Raw genomic sequence first — 23160 nt, 5'->3', positions numbered from 1 at the left:
ATAACTGTTTTCAAACCAATTATTTCGATGTTTATCATTCACAGTGATATTCATCTTCGAACCATTCGATTCGTCGATGGTCATGATCGAAGCCATGATCCGCCCACTCTCAATCTATCGGTGGGCAGCACACATGGAACAGTCTTTCAATCACTTGCGTTTTCCTCTCGCGGCCATCGCCCTGGTGGTCATGACTGCCTGCGGTCGCGCGCCGGAGGTTGCTCAGGCCCCAGCTGCACCCCAGGTCAGCGTCGCCAAAGTGCTGGAGCAGCCGATCAACGAATGGGACGAGTTCACCGGCCGCCTCGAAGCGCCGGAAACCGTCGAAGTGCGGCCGCGCGTATCCGGTCAGATCGACAAGGTGGCCTTTACCGAAGGCGCGTTGGTGAAAAAAGGCGACCTGCTGTTCCAGATCGATCCGCGCCCGTTCCAGGCCGAGGTCAACCGTCTGGATGCACAGCTCGCCCAGGCGCGCGCCACGGCCGCTCGCACCGACAACGAAGCGCAGCGCGGCGAGCGCCTGAAAGCCAGCAATGCGATTTCTGCCGAGCTGGCGGAAACGCGCACCACCACCGCCCAGGAAGCCCGCGCCGGTGTCGCGGCCATCCAGGCGCAACTCGATCTGGCGCGCCTGAACCTGAGCTTCACCCGGGTGACCGCCCCCATCAGCGGTCGCGTCAGCCGCGCGGCCATCACCGCTGGCAACATCGTCACCGCCGACCAGACGCCACTGACCACCCTGGTCTCGACCGAAAAGGTGTATGCCTACTTCGACGCCGACGAGCGCGTGTTCCTCAAATACAACCAGCTGTCGCGCGCCGGCCAGCGCAGCCAGACCAGCCCGGTGTACCTGGGCCTGTCCAACGAAGATGGCAACCCGCACCTGGGCCAGATGGATTTCGTCGACAACCAGGTCAACCCGCGCACCGGCACCATCCGTGGCCGCGCCGTGTTCGACAACAGCGACGGCAGTTACACCCCGGGCTTGTATGCGCGCCTGAAACTGGTCGGCAGCAAGACCTACGACGCCGTGCTGATCAAGGACGAAGCCGTCGGCACCGACCTGGGCAAGAAATTCGTGCTGGTGATGGACAAGGACAACAAGGCCGCTTACCGCTCAGTCGAACTGGGGCCCAAGCTTGAAGGCCTGCGCATCGTACGCAGTGGCCTGGTCAAGGGCGACAGCATTGTCGTCAACGGCCTGCAACGGGTACGTCCGGGCTCTACCGTGACCCCGCAGGACGTACCGATGGCCAGTGACGCGACCCTCGCCGCCCTCGCCCAGCAGCAACAGGCCCTCGAAGCCCGCACCACCGTCAAGACCGATTCGCCGGCGCCCCGCCTGGCGGCTGTTACCTCGCCACGCGGTTAAGGAAGCATCCCGATGAACTTCTCGCAATTCTTCATCAAGCGGCCGATCTTCGCCGCTGTGTTGTCGCTGGTGATCCTCATCGCCGGCGGCATCTCGCTGTTCCAGTTGCCCATCAGCGAGTACCCGGAAGTGGTACCGCCGACCGTGGTGGTGCGCGCCACCTTCCCCGGCGCCAACCCCAAGGTCATCGGTGAAACCATAGCCGCCCCGCTGGAGCAGGCCATCACCGGTGTCGAGCACATGCTGTACATGTCCTCGCAATCGACTGCCGACGGCAAGCTGACCCTGACCATCACCTTCGCCCTCGGCACCGACCTGGACAACGCACAGGTTCAGGTACAGAACCGTGTGACCCGTACCGAACCCAAGCTGCCTGAAGAAGTGACGCGTATCGGTATCACCGTCGACAAGGCCTCGCCAGACCTGACCATGGTGGTCCATCTGACCTCCCCTGATAAGCGCTACGACATGCTTTACCTGTCCAACTACGCGACGCTCAACATCAAGGATGAGCTGGCGAGCCTGAACGGTATCGGTGATGTACAGCTGTTCGGCATGGGCGAATACTCGCTGCGCGTCTGGCTGGACCCGAACAAGGTCGCTTCGCGCAACTTGACCGCCACCGATGTGGTCACGGCCATTCGTGAACAGAACCGCCAGGTGGCCGCCGGCCAGCTCGGCGCACCGCCGGCGCCAAACGCGACAAGTTTCCAGATGTCGATCAACACTCAGGGCCGGCTGGTCAACGAAGAAGAATTCGAGAACATCGTGGTGCGCGCCGGTGCCGATGGAGAGATCACGCGCCTCAAGGATATCGCCCGCATCGAACTCGGCTCCAGCCAGTACGCCCTGCGCTCACTGCTCGACAATCAGCCTGCGGTGGCGATTCCGATCTTCCAGCGTCCTGGGTCCAACGCCATTCAAATATCCAACGATGTTCGCGCCAAGATGGCCGAACTCAAGAAGAACTTCCCCGAAGGCATGGATTACGCCATCGCCTACGATCCGACGATATTCGTGCGCGGGTCCATCGAGGCCGTGGTCCATACCCTGTTCGAAGCGTTGATCCTGGTGGTCGTGGTGGTCATCGTGTTCCTGCAGACCTGGCGCGCCTCGATCATTCCCCTGGTGGCCGTGCCTGTCTCGCTGATCGGCACCTTCGCGGTCATGCACCTGTTCGGCTTTTCGCTCAACGCCCTGTCGCTGTTCGGCCTGGTGCTGGCCATCGGTATCGTGGTGGATGACGCCATCGTCGTGGTGGAAAACGTCGAGCGCAACATCGAACTAGGGCTCGAGCCCGTCGCTGCGACCCGCAAAGCCATGAGCGAGGTGACTGGACCTATCATCGCGACGGCGCTGGTGCTGTGCGCGGTCTTCGTTCCTGCGGCGTTCATCTCCGGGCTCACCGGGCAGTTCTACAAACAGTTCGCATTGACCATCGCCATCTCGACCGTCATCTCGGCGTTCAACTCCTTGACGTTGTCGCCGGCGCTTTCCGCGGTACTGCTCAAGGGACACGACGCGCCCAAGGATCGGTTTTCGAAGTTTCTGGATGCCTCGTTGGGTTGGTTCTTTCGTCCCTTCAACCGCGTCTTTGAAAAAGCCAGCCATGGGTATGTGGGTGCGGTACGTCGAGTGATTCGCGGCAGCGGCATTGCCCTGTTCGTCTACGCCGGATTGATGGGCCTGACGTATCTCGGCTTCGCCACCACTCCCACCGGTTTCGTGCCCCCGCAGGACAAGCAATATCTGGTGGCCTTCGCGCAACTGCCGGATGCCTCGAGCCTGGACCGCACGGAGGACGTGATCAAGCGCATGTCCGATATCGCGCTCAAGCAACCGGGTGTCCAGTCCGCCATTGCGTTTCCGGGACTGTCGATCAACGGCTTCACCAACAGCCCTAACAACGGCATCGTGTTCGTCACGCTCAAGCCATTCGACGAGCGCCGGGACCCGAGCCTTTCGGCGGGCGCCATCGCCGGCGCGCTGAACGGCAAGTACGCGGCCATTCAGGACGCCTACATGGCGATCTTCCCGCCGCCGCCGGTCATGGGGCTGGGGACCATTGGCGGTTTCCGCCTGCAAATCGAAGACCGCGGCAACCTGGGCTACGAGGAGCTGTACAAGGAAACCCAAAACATCATCGCCAAAAGTCGCAGCGTGCCGGAACTCGCCGGGCTGTTCACCAGCTACACCGTCAACGTTCCGCAAGTGGATGCCAGCATCGACCGCGAGAAAGCCAAGACCCACGGTGTGGCGATCAGTGACATCTTCGACACCCTGCAGGTGTACCTGGGTTCGCTCTATGCGAACGACTTCAACCGCTTCGGCCGCACCTATCAGGTCAATGTCCAGGCCGAGCAGCAGTTCCGTCTTGACCCTGAGCAGATCGGTCAACTGAAGGTGCGCAACAACCTGGGCGAGATGGTCCCACTGGCGACCTTCATCAAGGTGGGCAGCACCTCGGGGCCTGACCGGGTAATGCATTACAACGGCTTCGTGACCGCAGAAATCAGTGGCGCCGCCGCGCCGGGCTACAGCTCTGGCCAGGCCCAGGCCGCCGTCGAAAAACTGCTCAAGCAGGAACTGCCCAACGGCATGACCTACGAATGGACCGAGATCACCTATCAACAGATCCTCTCGGGCAATACCGCCCTGCTGGTCTTCCCGCTCTGCGTGCTGCTGGCGTTCCTGGTGCTGGCCGCGCAATACGAGAGCTGGAGCCTGCCGCTGGCGGTGATCCTGATCGTGCCGATGACCTTGCTGTCGGCCATTACCGGCGTGATCCTGTCAGGTAGCGACAACAACATCTTCACTCAAATCGGGCTGATCGTGCTGGTGGGCCTGGCGTGCAAGAACGCGATCCTGATCGTCGAGTTCGCCAAGGACAAGCAACAGGAGGGCCTCGACCCGCTGGCCGCGGTACTGGAAGCCTGCCGGATGCGGCTGCGACCGATCCTGATGACGTCGTTCGCCTTCATCATGGGAGTGGTGCCGCTGGTGATTTCTACCGGGGCCGGCGCCGAGATGCGTCATGCCATGGGTGTGGCGGTGTTCTCCGGGATGCTCGGGGTGACCTTCTTCGGCCTGCTGCTGACACCGGTGTTCTTTGTGCTGATTCGTCGTTACGTCGAACGTGCTCAGGCTCGCAAGTCCGCCCGGACGGAACATACCCGCGCATTGGCGCAGGAGAGCCACTGATGAGCGCCCTTCAACATCAAACTTTACGAGTGCGTAGCGTGACTTCCAACGCCCTGAAACTCTTCGCCCCGAGCCTGTTGATGCTGGCACTGGCCGCTTGCGCTGTGGGCCCCGACTACAAGACCCCCGAGACGGCGGCGGCGAATGTCGTTGCCGCCAACGACGCCAGCCACTATGACCACGCACGGTTCGAGAGCGTCTGGTGGCAGCAGTTCGATGATCCGACCCTCAACACGCTGGTCACTCGATCGGTGCAAGACAACCGCGACCTGCGTGTGGCTTTCGCCCGCCTCAAGGCCGCGCGAGCGATTCGTGACGACATCGCCAACGACAACCTGCCGGTGGTCACCAGCCGTGCCAGCAGCGATCTGGGCAAGGTCCAGGTGCCAGGGCAGACCACCGATCGGGTCAATATCGAGCGCTACGACCTGGGCCTGGACATGGCCTGGGAGATCGACCTGTTCGGGCGTATCCAGCGGCAACTGGAAGCCAGCAACGCCGAAGAAGACGTCGCTCTGGCGGACCTGCAACAGCTGCAAGTCACCATGATCGCCGAGTTGGTGGACGCCTATGGCAACTTGCGCGGCGCCCAGCTGCGCGAGCATATCGCCGCCGAGAACCTGAAGAACCAGCAGGATTCGCGGGCCATTACCGTGAGCCTGCGCGATGCCGGCGTCGGCAATCAACTCGATGTGGTGCGCGCCGATGCGAGGCTGGCGGGGGTAGAAGCGACGATTCCGCAACTGCAGGCCGACCAGGCGCGGGCGCGTAATCGCATCGCCACTTTGCTGGGCGAGCGCCCGGACCACCTCAGTGTGGACCTGAGCCCCAAGCAACTGCCGGCGATCGCCAAGGCGTTGCCGATCGGTGATCCGGGCCAATTGCTGCGCCGCCGCCCGGATGTGCGCAGTGCCGAGCGCAAGCTAGCCGCCGCCACCGCCAATATCGGCGTGGCCACTGCCGACCTGTTCCCCCGGGTCAGCCTGAGCGGCTTCCTCGGTTTTACCGCGGCACGCGGTTCGCAAATCGGCGCCAGCGCCGCCAACGCCTGGAGCCTGGGCCCGAGCATTACCTGGGCGGCCTTCGACCTGGGCAGCGTGCGCGCGCGGATTCGCGGCGCCAACGCCAATGCCGAGGGCGCCCTGGCGACCTATGAGCAGCAGGTATTGCTGGCGTTGGAGGAGTCGGAAAATGCCTTCAGCGACTATGGCAAGCGTCAGCAACGGTTGATCTCGCTGATGCGCCAGAGCGAGTCGAGCCGTGCGGCCGCCGACCTGGCCTCGATTCAGTACCGCGAAGGTGGGGTGGATTATCTGGTGCTGCTGGATGCCGAGCGCGAACGTCTGAGCGCCGAAGACGCCCAGGCCCAGGGCGAGATCGAGCTGTATCACGGCATCGTGGCGATCTATAAAGCGCTGGGTGGGGGTTGGCAGCCGGCCGCTACGGCTGCGGCGTCAGCGCCGGCACCTTCGCAGGCAAGCCTTGTTCCCACAGGTGCACGGCTCTAGAACGGAGAACTCCCACGGGTGTACGCCTGTGGGAGCGAAGCGTACTCGCGAAGAGGCCGAGCGTGCTTGTACAGATTGCGCAGACTCACAGCTCATACCGATCCACCGCCCGGCGCCGCTCGTTGTCATCACGCATGTCATACGCCGCCGTGGTCTGGATATTGGTGTGGTGCGCCAGCTTCTGCGCGATCGACAGATCGTGCTCCTCGATCACCCGCGTGATGAACGAACGGCGAAAGTCATGGGGCATGATCTTCACACCCACCTCTGCGCCCCGCTGCCGGGCGATGTAATAAATCGCATGCTTGGTGATCCGTTCCCGGGTGATATGACTGCCTCGGCGGATGCGATTGAACAGAAAGTCATCATCCGCCTGCCCCTGGGGCAACTCGCTGCGCCGCAACTCGAGCCATGCCTGCAACTTTTCGAACGCCCAGGCCGGGGCATATTTGAGCAACTCGCGATTGCCCTTGCCGATCACCCGCAGGCTGCGCTCGGCGAAGTCGATCTGGCTGAGGTCGAGGTTGACCGACTCCGACTTGCGCATCCCGGAGCCGTACAGCACGGCGATCACCGCCGCGTCGCGTTTGCCCTGCGGGCGCGGATCGGCAGCGCAGGCCGCCATCAGGTCGCGGATCAGCGTGCGCTTGAGATTGCGGCCGTTGCCCAGGCGCGCGCCTTGGGTGGGTTTGACCGCACGGATCTTGAGCAAATGGGCGTGTTCTACCAGTTCAAGGCGCCAGGCCTCATTGACCACACCTCGGATGGCATTGACGTACAGCGACGAAGTATTTGGCGCATAACCATCTTCACGCAGGGCCGCCACCAGGCCAGTGACGTGGGCCGCTTGCAACAGGTGCCAGGGCACCTCGGTGATATCGGTGTCGGCAAAGCCGAGGCGATCGGCCGCGTCCTGCAACACATAGCGCAGGGTCAACTGGCTGCTCGGCGCCAGCCGCGCGAAATATTGCACCAGTGGGTTGCACAGTGGAGATGGGGGTGTGAAATCAGCAAACGGAGGGGAATCGTGATCAGGCAAACCGGGGCCGCTCTCGGCAAAAGGCGGCAGTTTAGCAGCCGTCGCAGGCCAATTGGCTAGCCAGTGGTCTTATAGTTGAAGTATCAGGCGAGATAATGCTTGCATGAGATTGATTTGACGAAGGATTTCATCGGTAACCTCGCGTGTTCGCTAACGTACCCACCACACGGCTTGCTCTGCAGCACCGCCTGTTCGGCGCAGGCGGCACGCCAGGGCGCGGTCGTCAGCGTTTTGCAACGGCAGGGATCGCGCGGGCTTCTTCGCGAGCAAGCCCTGCCCCCACAGCGTTGACCCTCACCGAGTCGTACCACTGTGAGCAGGGCTTGGCCGCGAACAGGCCAGTAGCCCTGCCGATGACTATTTGTCGTCCAGCGCGTAGGCGACGATGTAATCCCCGGTCGTGGTCCCCAACCCGCCGTGGCCACCCGCAGCAATGGCCACGAACTGCTTGCCATCCACCGCATAGGACAACGGCGTCGCCTGCCCACCTGCCGGCAGTCGGGCCTTCCAGATCACCTCTCCATTGCGCTCATCGATGGCGCGTAGATAGTTGTCGGCCGTGGCACCGACGAATACCAGCCCGCCTTTGGTGACGATATTGCCGCCAATGTTGAAGATCCCGGTGTTGAACGGCAGGTTGCTGTGGGTGCCGAACGGCCCGGTATCACGGGTGGTGCCCAGCGGATGCTGCCACGCGACCTTACGTGTGTTCAGGTCGATGGCGGTCAAGGTGCCCCACGGCGGGGAGTTGCAAGGTACGCCCAACGGATTGAGCCACGGGTGCACGCTGGCCACATAAGGCGTGCCGTACTGCGGCGCAAACGCCGATGGGTTTTGCGGCTGGTCACCCTTGCCATCCCAGGCCGGCACCTGTGGATGCGTTTCGCGCGGGCTCATCTGCACGATAAAAGGGATGTAGTTGGCATTGGCGATCACCACCTTGTGGTTCGGATCGATGGATGCGCCCATCCAGTCAATCACGCCATCAAAGGCCGGATAGACGATGGTGGTCTGCAAACCGGGAGGCGTGAACTGCCCGCGGTAGTTGAACGACTTGAACTGGATGCGGCAGATCATCTGGTCGAACGGCGTGGCACCCCACAGATGGTTCTCGGTCAGATCCGCCGGGGTCACCGACGGCAGGCCAGTGGAATACGGCTGGGTCGGCGAGGTGAAATCGCCGTTGACCGCGCCTTGGGGTGCCGGTTTTTCCTCGACCTGGGCGATGGGTTTACCATCACGGCGATCGAGCATGAAGAACTCGCCGCGCTTGTTGGTCTGGACCAACGCCGGGATCTGCGCGCCTGGGTTGGCGGGATCGGGTACATCCACCAGCGACGGGCCGATGGGCAGGTCCATGTCCCACAGGTCGTGGTGGGTGGTCTGGAAGTGCCAACGTTCTTCACCAGTGGTGATGTCCAGGGCCACCACCGAGCTGTTGTATTGTTCATCGAATGGCCGACGGTGACCGCCGAAGTAATCCGGCGTCGCATTGCCCAGTGGCAGGTAAACCAGATTGCGCTCTGGGTCGGCGGTGTAGACGCCCCAGGCGTTCGGCGTGCCGCGGGTCAGCTCGTCGGTGGCGCCAGGCTTGAAGTTATGCGGGGTATGGCCGATGTCCCAGGCCCAACTGATGGCGCCGGTGATCGGATCGAACGCGCGCACAGCGCCTGAAGGTTCGTGCTCGGCCTGGTTGTCCCAGACCCAGCCGCCCAGGATCAGCCGATCATGCAGGACCAGCGGCGGCGACGTCACGAAATGGAAGCCCTTCTGCACATGCCCCAGATACTGCGTCAGGGACACGAAGCCGTGCTCGCCGAAGTCTTCGCAAGGCTTGCCGGTCTCGGCGTTCAAGGCCATCACCCGGGCATCGAGTACCGGTGCGATGATACGTTTCGGGCAATCGGTGGCGACGCCTTTGGGCGCTTCGTAATAAGCCACCCCACGGCACGCCAGGTAGACATCGGCATCCGTATCGGCGTGGGGGTTGAAGCTCCATTTTTTCTGCCCGGTCTTGGCGTCGAAGGCAACGACCCAACTGTGACCGGTGCACACGTAAAGGGTGTCGCCGACCTTGGTGGGGGTGTCTTCAAAGTTGAATTCGTGACCGGCATCGGTACCGCCCACGTCCTCACCGGGCCTCATGGTGTCGCCGGTCTGTGCTTGCCACGCCACCTTGAGGTGGTTGATGTTCTGCGGCGTGATCTGGTCCAGCGGCGAGAAGCGATCGCCTTTGGCGGTGCGACCGTAGTATTGCCAGTCGGCGTCGGCTACCGACGTATCGTGCCCATCGCTGACATTGGCCGGCAAAGCCAGCTCGCCTTGAACACCTGGAGATTGGGTCAGGGACGCGGCACCTGTGCCGACGGCGATAACCACCGCGACCGCCAGTGGCAAGTGCGCACGGCCATAACCGCTGGCAGATGCACCCAGGCGCCGTGCGACCCACGGCAGCAGCAGATAGATCCCCAGGCACGTCGGAATCAACAGCCTTGGCTCCAACTCCCAGCCACGCAGGCCAACTTCGTAGAGCGCCCATGCGACGGTGCCCAATAGCACCAGTGCATACAACAGCAGCGACCAGCTGCGGCCCTTGATCAGACCGATGCCAGTGATCAGCGTACCCGCGCCGGCCAGCAGGTAATAAGGCGTCCCGCCCAGCACCAGCAGGTAAAGCCCGCCCGCAGCCAGCAGCAGGCCGGCAAGACCCACCAGTGCACCGGTGATGCGCGGTGCCCTGCGGGTCCGCGGGGTTGATGAAGCAGTAGATGGGTCAGACACGTCGAAAGGCCTCCGGAGGAAAAATAGCGCGAAAGCGCCCGCAGGCCTGGCGAAGTGCCGGCCCGGGAGTATGGGCATCGGGGTGCGGCATTTGGCCACAGATGTAACAATATATGACCGAGCAAATAGCAAGCAAGCTAACTAATCGCCTCAGCAGGTAATTAAAGTTTGAACTTTCTTTCACCGTTACGCTCAGCCGCATGCTCTAGCATCACCCTCTCAGGCTTTCTGCTTTACTCATACGTTGCGCGTCATTCGCCTCTGCGAGGCATTTACGAGGGCAGTCCTTGAATCGAGTATCGCTGTGCACTGCCGCCCTCATACTGGGCCAGTTGACCCCCATTGCTGCCAGTGCCTCGGCATCTGCCCCTGAGCTGCGCAGTGTCGAACCCGTCAAGGGCCAAGGCGTGCTGCACTACTACGAGTCGGACGACGCGCAATCGGCCGGCAAGGTCCCGACCGCTGCAGTGATCGCCATTCACGGCCATCCACGGGATGCACTGCGCACCTTTCAGGCCACCGCGACGGCGGTCAAGGGTACCGATACTCTGGTAGTGGCGCCGTTGTTTCAGGTCGACGAGCGCCACTCCGACCGCTGCGTCAGCGCCGGTGAGCCACTGGCCGAACCGGGCGATCTGTTGTGGACATGCGGCTCGTGGATTGCCGGCGAACCGGCCAACAACGCACCAGGGGTAAGCGCCTTCAATGCACTGGACGCAGTGGTGGCCCAGGTCCACGAGCGATTTCCCAGCGTAAAGACCATCACCGTCGCCGGGTTTTCGGCGGGGGCGCAGATGGTCCAGCATGCGATCGCCTTCGCCGCGCCGGCGCCGACCGGGGTCACTCTGCGCTATGTGGTGGCCGACCCCGGCACCTGGCTGTATTTCGATACCTGGCGGGCCTCGGCGACCACCGGCTGCGCGGACTTCAACCAGTGGAAATACGGCCTCGACGGGCTGCCGGCCTGGCTGAAGAAGACCCCGGAACAGGCCCGTGAGCGCTATGCGACGGCCGATATCCGCTACCTCGAAGGCGAGCTGGACAGCAGCAACGCCAAGGGCACCTTCTATCCGATCCTGGACAAGAGCTGCGCAGCCATGGCCCAAGGCCCTTATCGCCTGCAGCGCGGGCAGGCCTATCAGACCTATGAACGGGAGCAGCTCAAGCCCAATAAACCGCGGCCGCTGGCAATCGTTCCTGGCTGCGCTCATGAGGTGACGTGTGTATTTCCGTCGGCTGAAGGTCGGGCAGCGCTGCTGGGGCAGTAAGGATACGAGCCAGTCGCAACGCGCGAAAAATCTCAATTCGCCTACCGCCACGCCGAATGCAAAGTCAATTAACTGTCATTAATTCTTTACAAACGTGAACCGCTGATCACTTTGTTCGGTTTTTTGACAATTCCCCGATATTCGGTCGTAACTTTTCTCTTCCGTCCTGTCATAACAGCGGTGCCTGCCGATGGTTTATTGGCAGTCAGCGTTTTCTGGCCTGATAAGGAGATAAGTGCATGATTTTCAACGTACAAGACTTTGGCGCCAAAGGCGACGGCATCACTGACGATACCGCAGCCATCCAAAAGGCGATCGACGCGGCCTCGGCCGCCGGCGGCGGCCAAGTGTACGTGCCAACCGGCACTTATATCGTATCGGGTGGCGAGGAACCTTCTGACGGCTGCTTGATGCTCAAGAGCAATGTGTACATGTCCGGCGACGGCATGGGCGAGACCACCATCAAAGTGGCAGATGGCTCCGACAAAGAGATCACCGGCATCGTGCGGTCTGCCTATGGCGAGGAGACCCACGATTTCGGCCTCAGCAACCTGACCCTGGACGGTAACCGGGACAACACCACGGCCAAGGTCGACGGCTGGTTCAACGGTTATATCCCCGGCAAGATCGGCTACGACTCCAATGTCACTCTCGATGGCGTCGAGATCAAGGACTGCTCCGGCTACGGCTTCGATCCCCATGAACAGACCGTCAACATGGTGATCAAGAACAGCGTATCTCACGGCAATGGCTTGGACGGCTTCGTCGCTGACTTTCTTAGCGACAGCGTCTACGAGAACAACGTTGCCTACGACAACGACCGCCATGGTTTCAACATCGTCACCAGCACCCACGACTTCACCCTCACCGATAACGTCGCCTATGGCAACGGCGGTGGCGGTATCGTCGTGCAGCGCGGCAGTGAAAACATTCCTTCGCCCACCAATATCACCATCACCGGTGGGGAGATGTACGACAACGGTGCCGAGGGCGTGCTGATCAAGCTATCCGACAACGTCACCGTCAGCGGCGTCGACATCCACGACAACAACGGCGCCGGGGTGCGCCTGTACGGCAGCAACAACGTCACCGTCAGCGATAACACCCTCACCAACAACGCGCTGGGCGCGGGTGTGCCAGAGGTAATCATCCAGTCCTATGACGACACTCAGGGCGTCTCGGGCAAGTACTACAACGGCAGCGACAACACCATCGAAGGCAACACCATCAGTGGCAGCGATCTGTCGACCTACGGCGTCGCCGAGCGCAACGAGGACGGTACTGACCGCAACGCAATCGTCGGCAACACCATCAGCCACACCAGCAAGGGCGACACCCTGGTGTATGGCGATGGCAGCTATGTGAGCGCGACGATACCGGTGATCACCGTGCAAGGCACCGATGGCAACGACACCTTGCTGGGCAGCAACGCCAACGAGATCTTCTACGGCGGCGCTGGCAAGGACACCATCAGCGGCGGCGCCGGCGACGACATCCTCGTCGGCGGCGCCGGTGTCGATAAACTCACAGGCGGTGCGGGCGCCGATACCTTCCGCTTCTCCAGCCCGACCGACAGCTACCGCACGGCCACCAGCAGCTTCGACGACACCATCACCGACTTCAACGTCAGCCAGGACAAGATCGATCTCGCCGGCCTGGGTTTCACCGGTCTGGGCAACGGCCGCGGCGGCACCTTGCAAGTCAGTTACAACGCCAGCACCGACCGCACCTACATCAAGGACTACGACGCCGATGCCAGTGGCAACCGCTTCGAGCTGGTGCTGTCTGGCAACCTGGCCAGCACCTTGACCGCCAGCAACTTCATCTTCAATCGAGTGGTCACCGGCACCACAGGCAATGACTCGCTGCAAGGCACCGATGGCCCCGACACGCTGCTCGGCCTCGCGGGCAACGACAGCCTCAGCGGCGGCGCTGGTGATGACCGCCTCGATGGCGGCGCTGGCGCCGATACGCTCACTGGCGGCGCCGGGGCGGACACCTTCGTGTTCTCCAGCCGCCTGGACAGCTATCGCAACTACAATACCGGCGGTGCGAACCTGGGCGACCTGATCACCGATTTCAACGCCAGCGCCGACAAGATCGACCTCTCGGCACTGGGCTTCACCGGCCTTGGCGACGGCAAGAACAATACCGTGTACCTGGTGCTCAACAGCGCCGGCACCAAGACCTACATCAAGTCGCTGGCCGCCGACGCTGCCGGAAACCGCTTTGAAGTGGCTCTGGACGGCAACTTTCTGAATACGCTGACTGCGGCCAACTTCGTCTTCGCCACCACACCGACGGTCAACCATGCGCCGGTAGTGGCTTCGCCGCTGCTCGACCAGAACGCGACGGAAAACACCCCGTTCACCTTCGTGGTGCCGGCCACCAGCTTCACCGATCCGGACAACGACAGCCTGGCCTACAGCGCCACCCTGGCCGACGGCAGCGCCCTGCCCGACTGGCTGAAGTTCGACGCTGCCACCCGCACCTTCAGCGGCACCCCGAGCGACACCGCCTCGGGCACCTATTCGGTGCTGGTCAACGCCACGGATGCCAGCAACGCCAAGGTCAGTGACAGCTTCACCCTCGCCGTGCAGGATGTGCCTGCGCCGCCGAGCGTGATCAACGGCACCCCTGGCAACGACACCCTGACTGGTACTGCGGCCAACGAGCAGCTGATTGGCGGCGCGGGTAACGACGTCATCAACGGCGGGGCCGGCAACGATATCCTCATCGGCGGCGCCGGGGCCGACAAGCTCACCGGCGGTGCGGGCGCAGACGTCTTCCGCTACACCTCCAGGCTGGACAGCTACCGCACCGCGACCACCAGCAACAGCGATCAGATACTTGATTTCGATCCAAGCGCCGACAAGATCGACCTCTCGGCCCTGGGCTACATAGGCTTGGGCGACGGCAAGAACGGCACGCTGCAAATCAGCTACAACGCCACCACCAACCGCACCTACCTCAAGGACCTGATCCCTGACGCCAGTGGCAACCGCTTCGAGCTTTCCCTGAACGGCAACCTGGTCAGCAGCCTGACCGCCAGTCATTTCGTGTTCGCCGATCAGGAGCAAACCGGCAATGTCGCGCCAGTGGTGGTGATCCCGCTGCTGGACCAGAACGCCACTGAAAGCACCCCGTTCACCTATACCGTTACCAGCAACAGCTTCGCCGACGGCAATCAGGACCTGCTCACCTACACCGCGTCCCTGGTCGATGGCAGCCCCCTGCCCACCTGGTTGACCTTCGATGCCAGCAAGCTGACGTTCACGGGCACTCCCACCGACACCGCGTCGGGCGCCTATAACGTATTGGTCAAAGCCACCGACCCATCGGGTGCGTCGGTCAGTGACAACTTCGCCCTGACGGTCGCCGATGCCCCGGCCAATACCATTACCGGCACCAGCGCCGGCGAAACCCTCACCGGTACCGCCGGCGCCGATTTGATCCTCGGCCTGGGTGGCGACGACACCATCAAGGCCGGCGCCGGCATGGACATCATCGACGGCGGCGCTGGCCGTGACGCCCTGTACGGGGGCGATGGCGCCGACACCTTCCGCTTCAGCAACCTGTCGGACAGCTACCGCGACTATGACGCCGGCGGCGTCACGGCCACGGATACCATCTACGACTTCACGGTGGGCAGCGACAAGATCGATGTCTCGGCGCTGGGTTTCCTCGGCCTGGGCGACGGCGACCATAACACCCTGGTCATGAGCCTCAATGAAGCGGGCGACAAGACCTACATCAAGTCCAGCGTGGCGGACGCCGACGGCAATCGGTTCGAGATCGCCCTCGCCGGCAATTACCTCGATACCCTCACCAGCGCCGACTTCGTCTTTGCCGAACGCGCCCAGCAGGACATCCTCTACCTGCCGACGCTGGGGCAATCCAACGCGCGTCTGCTGCGCATGACCGAAGACGATGATCAGTCCGGTACCTCGATGCTGGTCAACGACCTGACCAAGTACACCCCCTATGATGTGCGCAGCCAATTCACCGATGCCGACGGCAATGGTATCGATATCGCGGTAGGGGGCAGCACGGTCAACGGCCTGTCGACCGGCACCCCGGAGGAGCTCAGGCTGTCCTGGTGGCTGACCGACACCAACCAGCCAGGCCCGGCGCTGTTGCGCGCGGTCGCACTGCTGAAGGACCAGCTCGGCCAGCTCAACGCCATCGATAACGTGACCATGGGCATCATCTGGGGCCAGGGCGAGGAAGCCGCCCAGGAAATCGCCCGATCCACCGATAAAGTCGCCGCGGCAGCAGCCTACAAGGCCGCCACTCTGGCGGTGTTCGACTATCTGCACGCGCAGCTCGGCAACTTCAACGTGTACATGATGGAGACCGGGCACTACGAGCAGGATGCCGCTCGCGCCCGTGGCTATTCCGAAGACAAGATCGCCGGCATCGTCGAAGGCGTCGGTATCGTGCGCGAAACCCAGGAAGCTATCGCCGCCGAGCGCGCCGATGTGAAGCTGGCCGTGGACTACACCGACCTGCCGCTGCGTTACGAGGTGGATCCGCTGGTGTACCCCGACGATGTCTGGCACTTGCATGAAGAGTCGGCGGAGATCGTCGGCCAACGCCTGGCGGACTACATCGCCGATGACCTGGGCTACCAGGGCAACCCGGACGACAACAACAGCGTGCAGGCGATCTTCGATGGCGCCCAGAATGCCGGCGGGATGATTTTCGGCACCGATCAGGACGACACCCTGGTCGGCACCGCCGGCAACGACACCATCAATGGCGACCTTGGCGCCGACACCATGACCGGTGGCGACGGCAACGATATCTACATCGTCGACAATGCGTTCGACACAGTGATTGAAACCAACGCCGCCCCCTCGCAGGTAGATGCGGTGCAGGCCTCGGTCAGTTGGACCCTGGGCGCCAACCTGGAGAACCTGGTACTGACCGGTGTCTCGGACATCGACGGTACCGGCAACGAGTTGCGCAATTTCATTACCGGGAACTCCGGCAACAACGTACTCGATGGCGGCGCAGGTGCGGACAGCCTGAGCGGCGGCGATGGCAACGATACCTACTATGTCGACAACGCCGACGACAACGTCATCGAAAACAGCAGCGCTGGCATCGACAGCGTCCACAGCAGCCTGGCGGCCTACACCCTGACCAGCAACGTCGAGAACCTGTACATCGATTCACCGGACGCCGCCAATGGCACCGGCAATGCGCTGGACAACACGCTGTTCGCCGGTGCCGGTAACAACGTGCTGGACGGCCGCGCGGGGATCGACACCGTGTCGTACGCCAATGCGGCGGCGGGGGTGGCGGTCACCCTCTCGACCTCGGCGCAACAGAACACCGGCGGCTCCGGGCTCGATACTCTGAAGAACATGGAGAACCTCAGCGGTAGCAGCTACGCCGACACCCTGACCGGCAACAGCGGTGCAAATACCCTGGATGGCGGCGCGGGCAACGACACACTGGTGGGGGGCGCCGGGGATGACCGTCTGATCGGCGGCGCGGGCACCGATACCCTGACCGGCGGCACTGGCGCCGATACCTATGTGTTCGGGGCGGTGGCGGATATGGGCGTCGGGGCATTGCGTGATGTCATCAACGGCTTCAAAACCGCTGAAGGTGATCATCTGGACTTCACCGGGCTGGATGCCAACCCGCAGACCTCGGCTATCGATGCGTTCAGCTTCATCGGCAGCAATGCCTTCGACGCCAGCAACGCCACCGGGCAGTTGCGCTTCGCCGACGGAATTCTGTATGGCAGTGTGAATGCCGATGCGACGCCGGAGTTCGAGATTCAGCTGGTGGGGGTCAAGGAGTTGCACGCTTCGGACTTCACCGCCTGAGGGTAGTACCTTGTAGCGAGGGGGCTTGCCCCCGATAGGCCTCTGCTGATCCGATGCGGTGATCAAGCAAGGGCGTATCGGGGGCAAGCCCCCTCGCTATATTTGGATCGCGTCGAAGCGGTTCAAAACAACCCCTGCACCTGCGCCAGCACGGCACGATTCATCTGCCCGGTGTGGGTGTGCAGGCTCACATAGCTCTGCAGCATGTCCAGCTTGGTGTTGAGCAGATCGCGACGGGCCTGAAACAGCCGCTGCTGGGCATCGAGAATATCCACCGTCGAGCGCACACCACCCTGGAACCCCTTCTCGGTCGACGTCAGCGCGCGCTGGTTGGATTCCACCGCGCGCAACATCGCCTTGCTCTTGGTAAAGCCCGCGACTACGCCCAGGTAATCGGTTTCGATATCCTCGGCCAGTTGCTGGCGCTGCACGTCGTAGTCCGACTGCGCGCCGGCCAGCTGCGCCTCGGCCTTGGCCACCGAAGCCCGCACAGTGCCGCCCCGGTACAGCGGAATATCCAGTTGCACGCCCACGTAGTAAGTGTCCTGACGCGGGTCGAGGTCGTTGTACTGCTGGGTTTCGCGGTGGGTGGTCTGAGCGGTCAACGATAGCGTCGGGTAGTGCCCGGCACGCTGGGAGTCGGCCTGGGCCTCGGCCACCTTGACCGCCGACAGCCGCGCGGCCAGCTCCGGGCTGGCGTCGCGGGCGATCGCCGTCCAGTAGGACAAGTCCTGCTCGGTGGGGATCGGGCTACTGCTGGCGAGCTCTTCGTGCATTGGCTGGATATCGTCGATGGCCACGCTGGCGCGCCCCGACAAGGCCCGTAGCGCGGCAACCCGCTTGGCCTGGGCTTCGGCCTCCTGGGCCTCGACCAGATCAAAGCGCGCCTGGGCCTCGTCGATGTCGGTGACCGCGCCCTGCCCCAACTCGTAGAGCCTTTTGCTCTGGGTCACGAGGCCGCTGATGGCGGTTTTCTGCTGGGCGATCAGCTTGATCTCGTTCTCGGCGCGAGCCACATCGAAATAGCTCTTGGCAACCCGGTCATAGAGGCCTTGCCCGGCTACATCGAACTGCTGCACGCCCAGCTGGCCGCGCGCCTTGCCTTCCTGAAACGCGGCCCAGCGGGCCTTGTCGTACAGCGGTTGCTGCACGGCCAGGGTGACGTTATTGGCCTGGTAGTCGTTGCTGTTGACGTAGGTGTTGTCCTCACCGCCGTCAGTGCGCCCGCCACGCCCGTAGCGCGAACTCAGCGACACTTGCGGGTACAGCCCGCCGCGGCCGATAGCCTCTTCGTGCTGCGAAGCTTCATAGGCGTGGTTGGCCGACTGCTGGGTCGGGTCATTGACCCGCGAGGCGTCGTATGCCGCGGTGAGGCTCAGCGGTTCTGCGGCCCAGGCCGGGCTGATCGCCGCCCAGGTGGTCAACAGGCAAAGCGGCCAGAGCGCCTTGTGGGCGCGGTGCTTACGCTCGGTCATGGCTCATTCCTCCTTGAAGGCTGCGAGCAAACGTTCGCGCAAGGGTTTCATCAGGTAGTTCATCAAAGTACGTTCGCCGGTGACCACGGTGACGTCGGCGAGCATGCCGGGGCGCACCAGCAAGCCGGCGGCCTGCAGCGAGGCGACAGTGTCGGCCGGGATGTCGACCCGAGCGGAAAAATACGGTTGGTGGGTCTGTTCGTTGAGCAGCTGGTCGGCCGACACCGTGGTGACGATGCCGGTGACCGTCGGCGTGTCGACCCGCTGCAATGCCGTGAAGTGCACGTGCACCGGCAACCCCGGGCGCAGCTTGTTGGCCATCAGCGGTTCGAAGCGCGCGGTAATGGCCATGGGCGCGTCCAGCGGCACCACCTGCATCAGGCTTTGCCCGGCCTGGGCGACGCCGCCAACGGTGTGGATACTCAGGTCCATGACCTGACCGCCCACCGGGGCGCGGATAGCACCGTTGTCGACCTCGAATTGCAGCGCGCGAATCTGATCGGCAAAACCTGAAGCCTCGGCCGAGACTTCGCTGAGCTGGGTTTCGGCGTCGCGGCGAAACTCCTGCTGGGTCTGCAGGGCCTTGAGGCGGCTCTCGTTGATGGCCTGGCGGGTCTTGCCCACGTCCCCTATGCCCGAGGCGATCTGCCCGGCCAGTTGCGCGGCGTTACGCTCGGCCTCGAACAACTTGTTGCGCGGCACGTAGCCCTCACGGGCAAGATCGCGCAGGCCTTCGAGCTCCTGTTGCTGGAACTGCATCTGGGTGTCGTAGTTGCGCTTGACCCCTTCATAGCCGCGCAGCTGCTGTTCCAGCGACGCGGATTCGTGCTCGATGATCTGTACGCGGCTGGCCAGCTCGGTGCGGCGAGTCTGGAAGAGCTGCGTCTGCAGGGCCATGGCCGCCTTGACCCGTGGCTCGTCGGCATGGTCCAGCAGCTCGGCAGGCCACTCGATGCTGGTTTTGCCAAGTCGTTCGGCGATCAACCGCGCCTCGATGCTGCGGTCGTTGAGCAGCTTGCCCAAGGTCACGTCGAGCTGCGATTGTGCCTGCACGGTGTTGAGCTGCACCAGCAACTGCCCCTGCGTAACGCGGTCGCCGTCATTGACCAGCAACTTTTCCACTACCCCGCCCACCAGCGACTGCACGGCCTTGCGCTCGCCTGCGACCACCACGGTGCCGCTGCCCACCACGCCTTGGTCAAGTGGCGCCAGGCAGGCCCAGAGCAAAAATCCGCCCAGGGCCAGCACCAGAAATCCCACGCCGTAACGGGCCGCAGCGCCCGCATCGGTGCTGGCACTGGGTAACGTGCCGTTGCTGCGGACACTCAAGCCATGGGGCTGCTCGCTATAAGACCGGGCCCCCGGAGTCAAATCACGCATCTTTGCCAGCCTCCCTGACGACCGTCGGTTTCGGTGCCGGCATCAGCGCCTTGAGCACCCGATCGCGGGGGCCGAAGGCTTGTTGCGTGCCGTCCTTGAGCAGCAGGATCTGATCGACCACAGCCAGCACACTGGGCCGGTGAGTGATCAGCACCACGGTGCTGCCAAGCGCTTTCAAGGCGCCGATGGCCTGGACCAGCGCGAGCTCGCCCGCCTCATCGAGGTTGGAATTGGGCTCGTCGAGCACAATCAAGGTGGGGTTGCCATACAGTGCCCGCGCCAGGCCGATGCGCTGCTTTTGTCCACCTGACAAGCCCAGCCCGCCAGGACCCAATGGCGTGTCGTAGCCCTTGGGGAAACGCAGGATCATTTCATGGATGCCAGCGTGGCGGCTGGCGGTGATGATCTTGTCGGCATCCTGCTCGCCGAAGCGGGCGATGTTATCCGCCACGGTGCCGTCGAACAGCTCGATGTCCTGGGGCAGATAGCCCAGGTGCGGCCCGAGGGCATCATGGGACCACTGGCTGATTTCGGCCTCGTCCAGCCGCACTGAACCGCCCAGCGGCGGCCATACCCCGACCAATGCTCGGGCCAGGGTCGACTTGCCACTGGCACTGGCGCCGATCACTGCCAGCACCTCGCCTTTGGCCAGGCTCAAGTTGATGCCCCGCAGCGTCGGCTGCGGCGAGCCCGGCGGGCCTACATAGAGTTGCTCAAGGCGCACAGCGCCACTGGGTGGCGGCAGCGGCATGCGCAGGCGGTCGCGAGGATGCTGGGTGAGCAAGTGGCTCAGGCGCTGGTAGCTTTGGCGCCCGGCATTGAACTGTTTCCACGAGCCGATGGCGATTTCCACCGGCGCCAGCGCCCGCCCCAGCAGCAGCGACATGGCAATCATCATGCCGGCCGACAGCTGGCCTTCAAGCACCAGCAACGCACCCAGCCCCAGTGCCAGGGACTGCCCGGAAATACGCACGAAGCGCGTGGTCGAGGTGATCCGCGCACTGCGGTCGCTGGCATGCGCCTGCGCGGCGATGATGCCCTGCTGCAACAGGCTCCAGCGCTGGCGCAACGGCCCAAGCATGCCCAGCGCCTGAATCACTTCGGCATTCTGCAAGGTGCTGTTGACGTAGATTGCCGACTGTACGCCCAGGCGATTTGCCTCGCCCAGACGCACCCGGGTCGCCAGCTCGCCCCACAGGGCGAGGCCGATGAGCACCAACGCCAGGATCAGCGTCAGCACGCCGAACCAGGGATGAAAGATGAACGCAACGATCAGAAATATGGGCAGCCAGGGCGCATCGAGCAAGGCGATGAGGCCCTGACCGGTGATCAACTGACGCAAGGTGGTCAAGTCGCTGAGCACCTGCGCCGGGTTGGCGTTGTGTTCGCGCAGGCTGCGCGCAAAGGCGGCGTCGAAAATCCGCTCGCCCAGGGCATCGTCCAGGCCCGCACTCATGCGAATCATCACCTGGCCGCGGATCCATTCGATCAACGCGCTGAACATGAACAGTCCCAACGCGATCAGGGTAAGCATGAACAGCGTGGTCTCGTTGCGGCTGGTCAGCACGCGGTCGTAGACCTGCATCATGTACAGCGAGGGCACCAGTACCAGCAGGTTGATCACCCCACTGAACAGCGCCAATGACCAGAACACCCGGCGGTAGCTGAGCAACGCGGCATCGATGTCGTGATGGGGGTCGAGTAGCAGGCGCATAGGGTCTGACCGCAAGTATCGGCGCCACCCTGCGACGAGGGGGCTTGCCTGCGACGGCGTGTCAGTCAACTGATGTTTGTCTGACACGACATATCGGGGGCAAGCCCCCTCGCTACAGTTCAAGCACCAGGGGTTATCGTTCGCAAAGTACTGACCGCATTTCCGCAAGTTAGTGCCCGCAGGTATCAATAACGATATAAACGTCAATATTCTGTCTTCTTCGCTCGGTCCAGTGGCGAAGGCCCTGTGCTTTAATGGCGGCCCTTTTTCACTCGTGAGCTTGAAACATGCGCGTGCTGGTCATCGGCTATGTGTGGCCTGAACCCACTTCCTCCGCAGCCGGCGGGCATATGATGCAAATCCTTGAGGCGTTTGTCGGGCAAGGCTGGGAGGTGACGTTCAGCAGCCCGGCCGCGGCCGGTGAACATACGGCGGACCTGGCTGCGCTGGGCATACAACGATGCGCGATCACCCTGAACGACAGCAGCTTCGACCGCTTTATCGAAGGCCTGCAGCCTGACATCGTGCTGTTCGATCGTTTCATGATGGAAGAGCAGTTCGGCTGGCGCGTCGAGCGCCATTGCCCCACTGCCCTGCGCGTGCTCGAGACCAGTGACTTCGCCAGCCTGCGCGACGCTCGCCAGCGCATGCTCAAGCAACACCTCAAGGACGCCCCCGAGCCGGATGACTGCACGGCACTGTTCGCACCTCAGGGCCAGGCGCTCTATGCCCATATGGCCGAAGCCGACATGACCCTGCGCGAGATCGCCGCGATCTATCGTTGCGACCTCAGCCTGATGATCTCCGATGTGGAAATAGAGCTGCTGACGCAGGTGTTCGGCGTGCCGGCCAACCTGCTGCTGTGGTGCCCGCTGATGCTCCAGGCCCCGGACTCGCCGCTGCCGGGTTTCGCCGAGCGCCAGCACTTCTTGAGCATCGGCAACTTCCGCCACGCCCCCAACTGGGATGCCGTGCAGTGGATGAAAACCGCCGTGTGGCCGTTGATCCGCGCGCGCCTGCCGCAAGCGCAACTGCATATCTACGGGGCATACACGCCGCCCAAAGCCACTGCGTTGCACAGCCCCAAACAGGGGTTTCTGGTACTCGACCGGGCCGAGGATGCCTTGGTGGTGATGCGCCAGGCACGTGTAGCGCTCGCCCCTTTGCGCTTTGGCGCCGGTATCAAGGGCAAGCTGGCAGACGCCATGCTGTGCGGCACGCCCAGCGTCACCACGGTGATGGGCAGCGAGGGCATGCAGGGCGCGCTGCCATGGCCCGGTGCCGTAGCCAATGATGCTCAGGGTCTGGCCGCTGCCGCTGTGGCACTGTATCAAGATCCTCAACGCTGGCTGCTGGCTCAGGCACAAGGCGTGCGCTTGCTCGCCGAGCGCTACGCCGCCAAACCCCATCAAGAGGCCCTGATCGCTCGCTTGCAAGCACTGCGCGGTCAACTCGGCGCGCATCGCTTGGGCAACTTCACCGGTACGTTGTTACGCCATCATCACCACAAAAGCACTCAATACATGGCGCAATGGATAGAAGCGAAAAACCGACTAGACTGATAACTTTTAAAGCGCAA

At 63.0% G+C, this 23160-nt stretch carries 11 protein-coding genes; 6 read left to right on the top strand and 5 right to left on the bottom strand.

Features of this window, described 5'->3' with window-relative positions; translation table 11 throughout:
• The first annotated feature begins 133 nt into the window (after window positions 1-133).
• Genes mexE through REH34_RS29210 form a run of 3 tightly spaced genes read left to right on the top strand, consistent with a single transcriptional unit; the run spans window position 134 to window position 6081 of the window.
• The gene (gene mexE / locus REH34_RS29220) at window positions 134-1372 is read left to right on the top strand and encodes a multidrug efflux RND transporter periplasmic adaptor subunit MexE (protein ID WP_311970179.1); all 1239 of its coding nucleotides are present in this window, start codon (window positions 134-136) and stop codon (window positions 1370-1372) included.
• A gap of 12 nt (window positions 1373-1384) precedes the next feature.
• Window positions 1385-4573, top strand: a complete 3189-nt coding sequence (locus REH34_RS29215; RefSeq protein ID WP_311970178.1) for an efflux RND transporter permease subunit — start codon at window positions 1385-1387, stop codon at window positions 4571-4573.
• Entirely contained in the window at window positions 4573-6081 is a 1509-nt protein-coding gene (locus REH34_RS29210; protein WP_311970177.1) for a TolC family protein, read from the top strand. The genes REH34_RS29215 and REH34_RS29210 overlap by 1 nt, the downstream gene beginning before the upstream one ends.
• Window positions 6082-6166: 85 nt before the next feature.
• Here REH34_RS29210 and xerC read toward each other — a convergent pair whose 3' ends face one another.
• Together xerC and REH34_RS29200 are read right to left on the bottom strand one after the other, a co-directional pair.
• The gene (xerC, locus tag REH34_RS29205) at window positions 6167-7120 is read right to left on the bottom strand and encodes a tyrosine recombinase XerC (protein WP_226502547.1); all 954 of its coding nucleotides are present in this window, start codon (window positions 7118-7120) and stop codon (window positions 6167-6169) included.
• A 357-nt stretch (window positions 7121-7477) separates the two neighbouring features.
• Window positions 7478-9901: a membrane-bound PQQ-dependent dehydrogenase, glucose/quinate/shikimate family gene (locus REH34_RS29200; RefSeq protein WP_311970176.1), complete on the bottom strand. Its 2424-nt coding sequence runs from the start codon at window positions 9899-9901 to the stop codon at window positions 7478-7480.
• Window positions 9902-10188: 287 nt separating this feature from the next.
• Between REH34_RS29200 and REH34_RS29195 the strand changes: the two genes are divergently transcribed.
• On the top strand, window positions 10189-11169 hold the full coding sequence (locus REH34_RS29195; protein ID WP_311970175.1) for a hypothetical protein: 981 nt from the start codon (window positions 10189-10191) through the stop codon (window positions 11167-11169).
• 239 nt (window positions 11170-11408) lie between these two features.
• Complete coding sequence (locus tag REH34_RS29180; RefSeq protein WP_409373202.1) at window positions 11409-17012, top strand: M10 family metallopeptidase C-terminal domain-containing protein; 5604 nt, start codon at window positions 11409-11411, stop codon at window positions 17010-17012.
• A gap of 122 nt (window positions 17013-17134) precedes the next feature.
• Here the strand turns inward: REH34_RS29180 and REH34_RS29175 are convergent, their stop codons facing one another.
• Genes REH34_RS29175 through REH34_RS29165 form a run of 3 tightly spaced genes read right to left on the bottom strand, consistent with a single transcriptional unit; the run spans window position 17135 to window position 21581 of the window.
• Complete coding sequence (locus REH34_RS29175) at window positions 17135-18487, bottom strand: TolC family outer membrane protein (RefSeq protein WP_311970174.1); 1353 nt, start codon at window positions 18485-18487, stop codon at window positions 17135-17137.
• A gap of 3 nt (window positions 18488-18490) precedes the next feature.
• Window positions 18491-19867 carry an HlyD family type I secretion periplasmic adaptor subunit gene (locus REH34_RS29170; protein ID WP_311970173.1) on the bottom strand — a complete coding sequence of 459 codons (1377 nt, stop codon included), beginning with the start codon at window positions 19865-19867 and terminating at the stop codon, window positions 18491-18493.
• Window positions 19860-21581: a type I secretion system permease/ATPase gene (locus REH34_RS29165; protein ID WP_311970172.1), complete on the bottom strand. Its 1722-nt coding sequence runs from the start codon at window positions 21579-21581 to the stop codon at window positions 19860-19862. The genes REH34_RS29170 and REH34_RS29165 overlap by 8 nt, the downstream gene beginning before the upstream one ends.
• Window positions 21582-21868: 287 nt before the next feature.
• Between REH34_RS29165 and REH34_RS29160 the strand changes: the two genes are divergently transcribed.
• Complete coding sequence (locus tag REH34_RS29160; protein WP_311970171.1) at window positions 21869-23143, top strand: glycosyltransferase; 1275 nt, start codon at window positions 21869-21871, stop codon at window positions 23141-23143.
• Window positions 23144-23160: the final 17 nt, after the last annotated feature.

It is taken from the genome of Pseudomonas baltica (assembly GCF_031880315.1).
Classification (GTDB): domain Bacteria; phylum Pseudomonadota; class Gammaproteobacteria; order Pseudomonadales; family Pseudomonadaceae; genus Aquipseudomonas.
The sequence above is the reverse complement of the archived record's forward strand: the minus strand, read 5'-3'. Positions and strand labels throughout refer to the sequence as shown.

Coding starts and splice junctions, on each gene's coding strand:
- REH34_RS29175 (WP_311970174.1), bottom strand. CDS start 18,487: ATGACCGAGCGTAAGCACCGCGCCCACAAGGCGCTCTGGCCGCTTTGC.
- REH34_RS29210 (WP_311970177.1), top strand. CDS start 4,573: ATGAGCGCCCTTCAACATCAAACTTTACGAGTGCGTAGCGTGACTTCC.
- REH34_RS29170 (WP_311970173.1), bottom strand. CDS start 19,867: ATGCGTGATTTGACTCCGGGGGCCCGGTCTTATAGCGAGCAGCCCCAT.
- REH34_RS29180 (WP_409373202.1), top strand. CDS start 11,409: ATGATTTTCAACGTACAAGACTTTGGCGCCAAAGGCGACGGCATCACT.
- mexE (WP_311970179.1), top strand. CDS start 134: ATGGAACAGTCTTTCAATCACTTGCGTTTTCCTCTCGCGGCCATCGCC.
- REH34_RS29160 (WP_311970171.1), top strand. CDS start 21,869: ATGCGCGTGCTGGTCATCGGCTATGTGTGGCCTGAACCCACTTCCTCC.
- REH34_RS29215 (WP_311970178.1), top strand. CDS start 1,385: ATGAACTTCTCGCAATTCTTCATCAAGCGGCCGATCTTCGCCGCTGTG.
- REH34_RS29165 (WP_311970172.1), bottom strand. CDS start 21,581: ATGCGCCTGCTACTCGACCCCCATCACGACATCGATGCCGCGTTGCTC.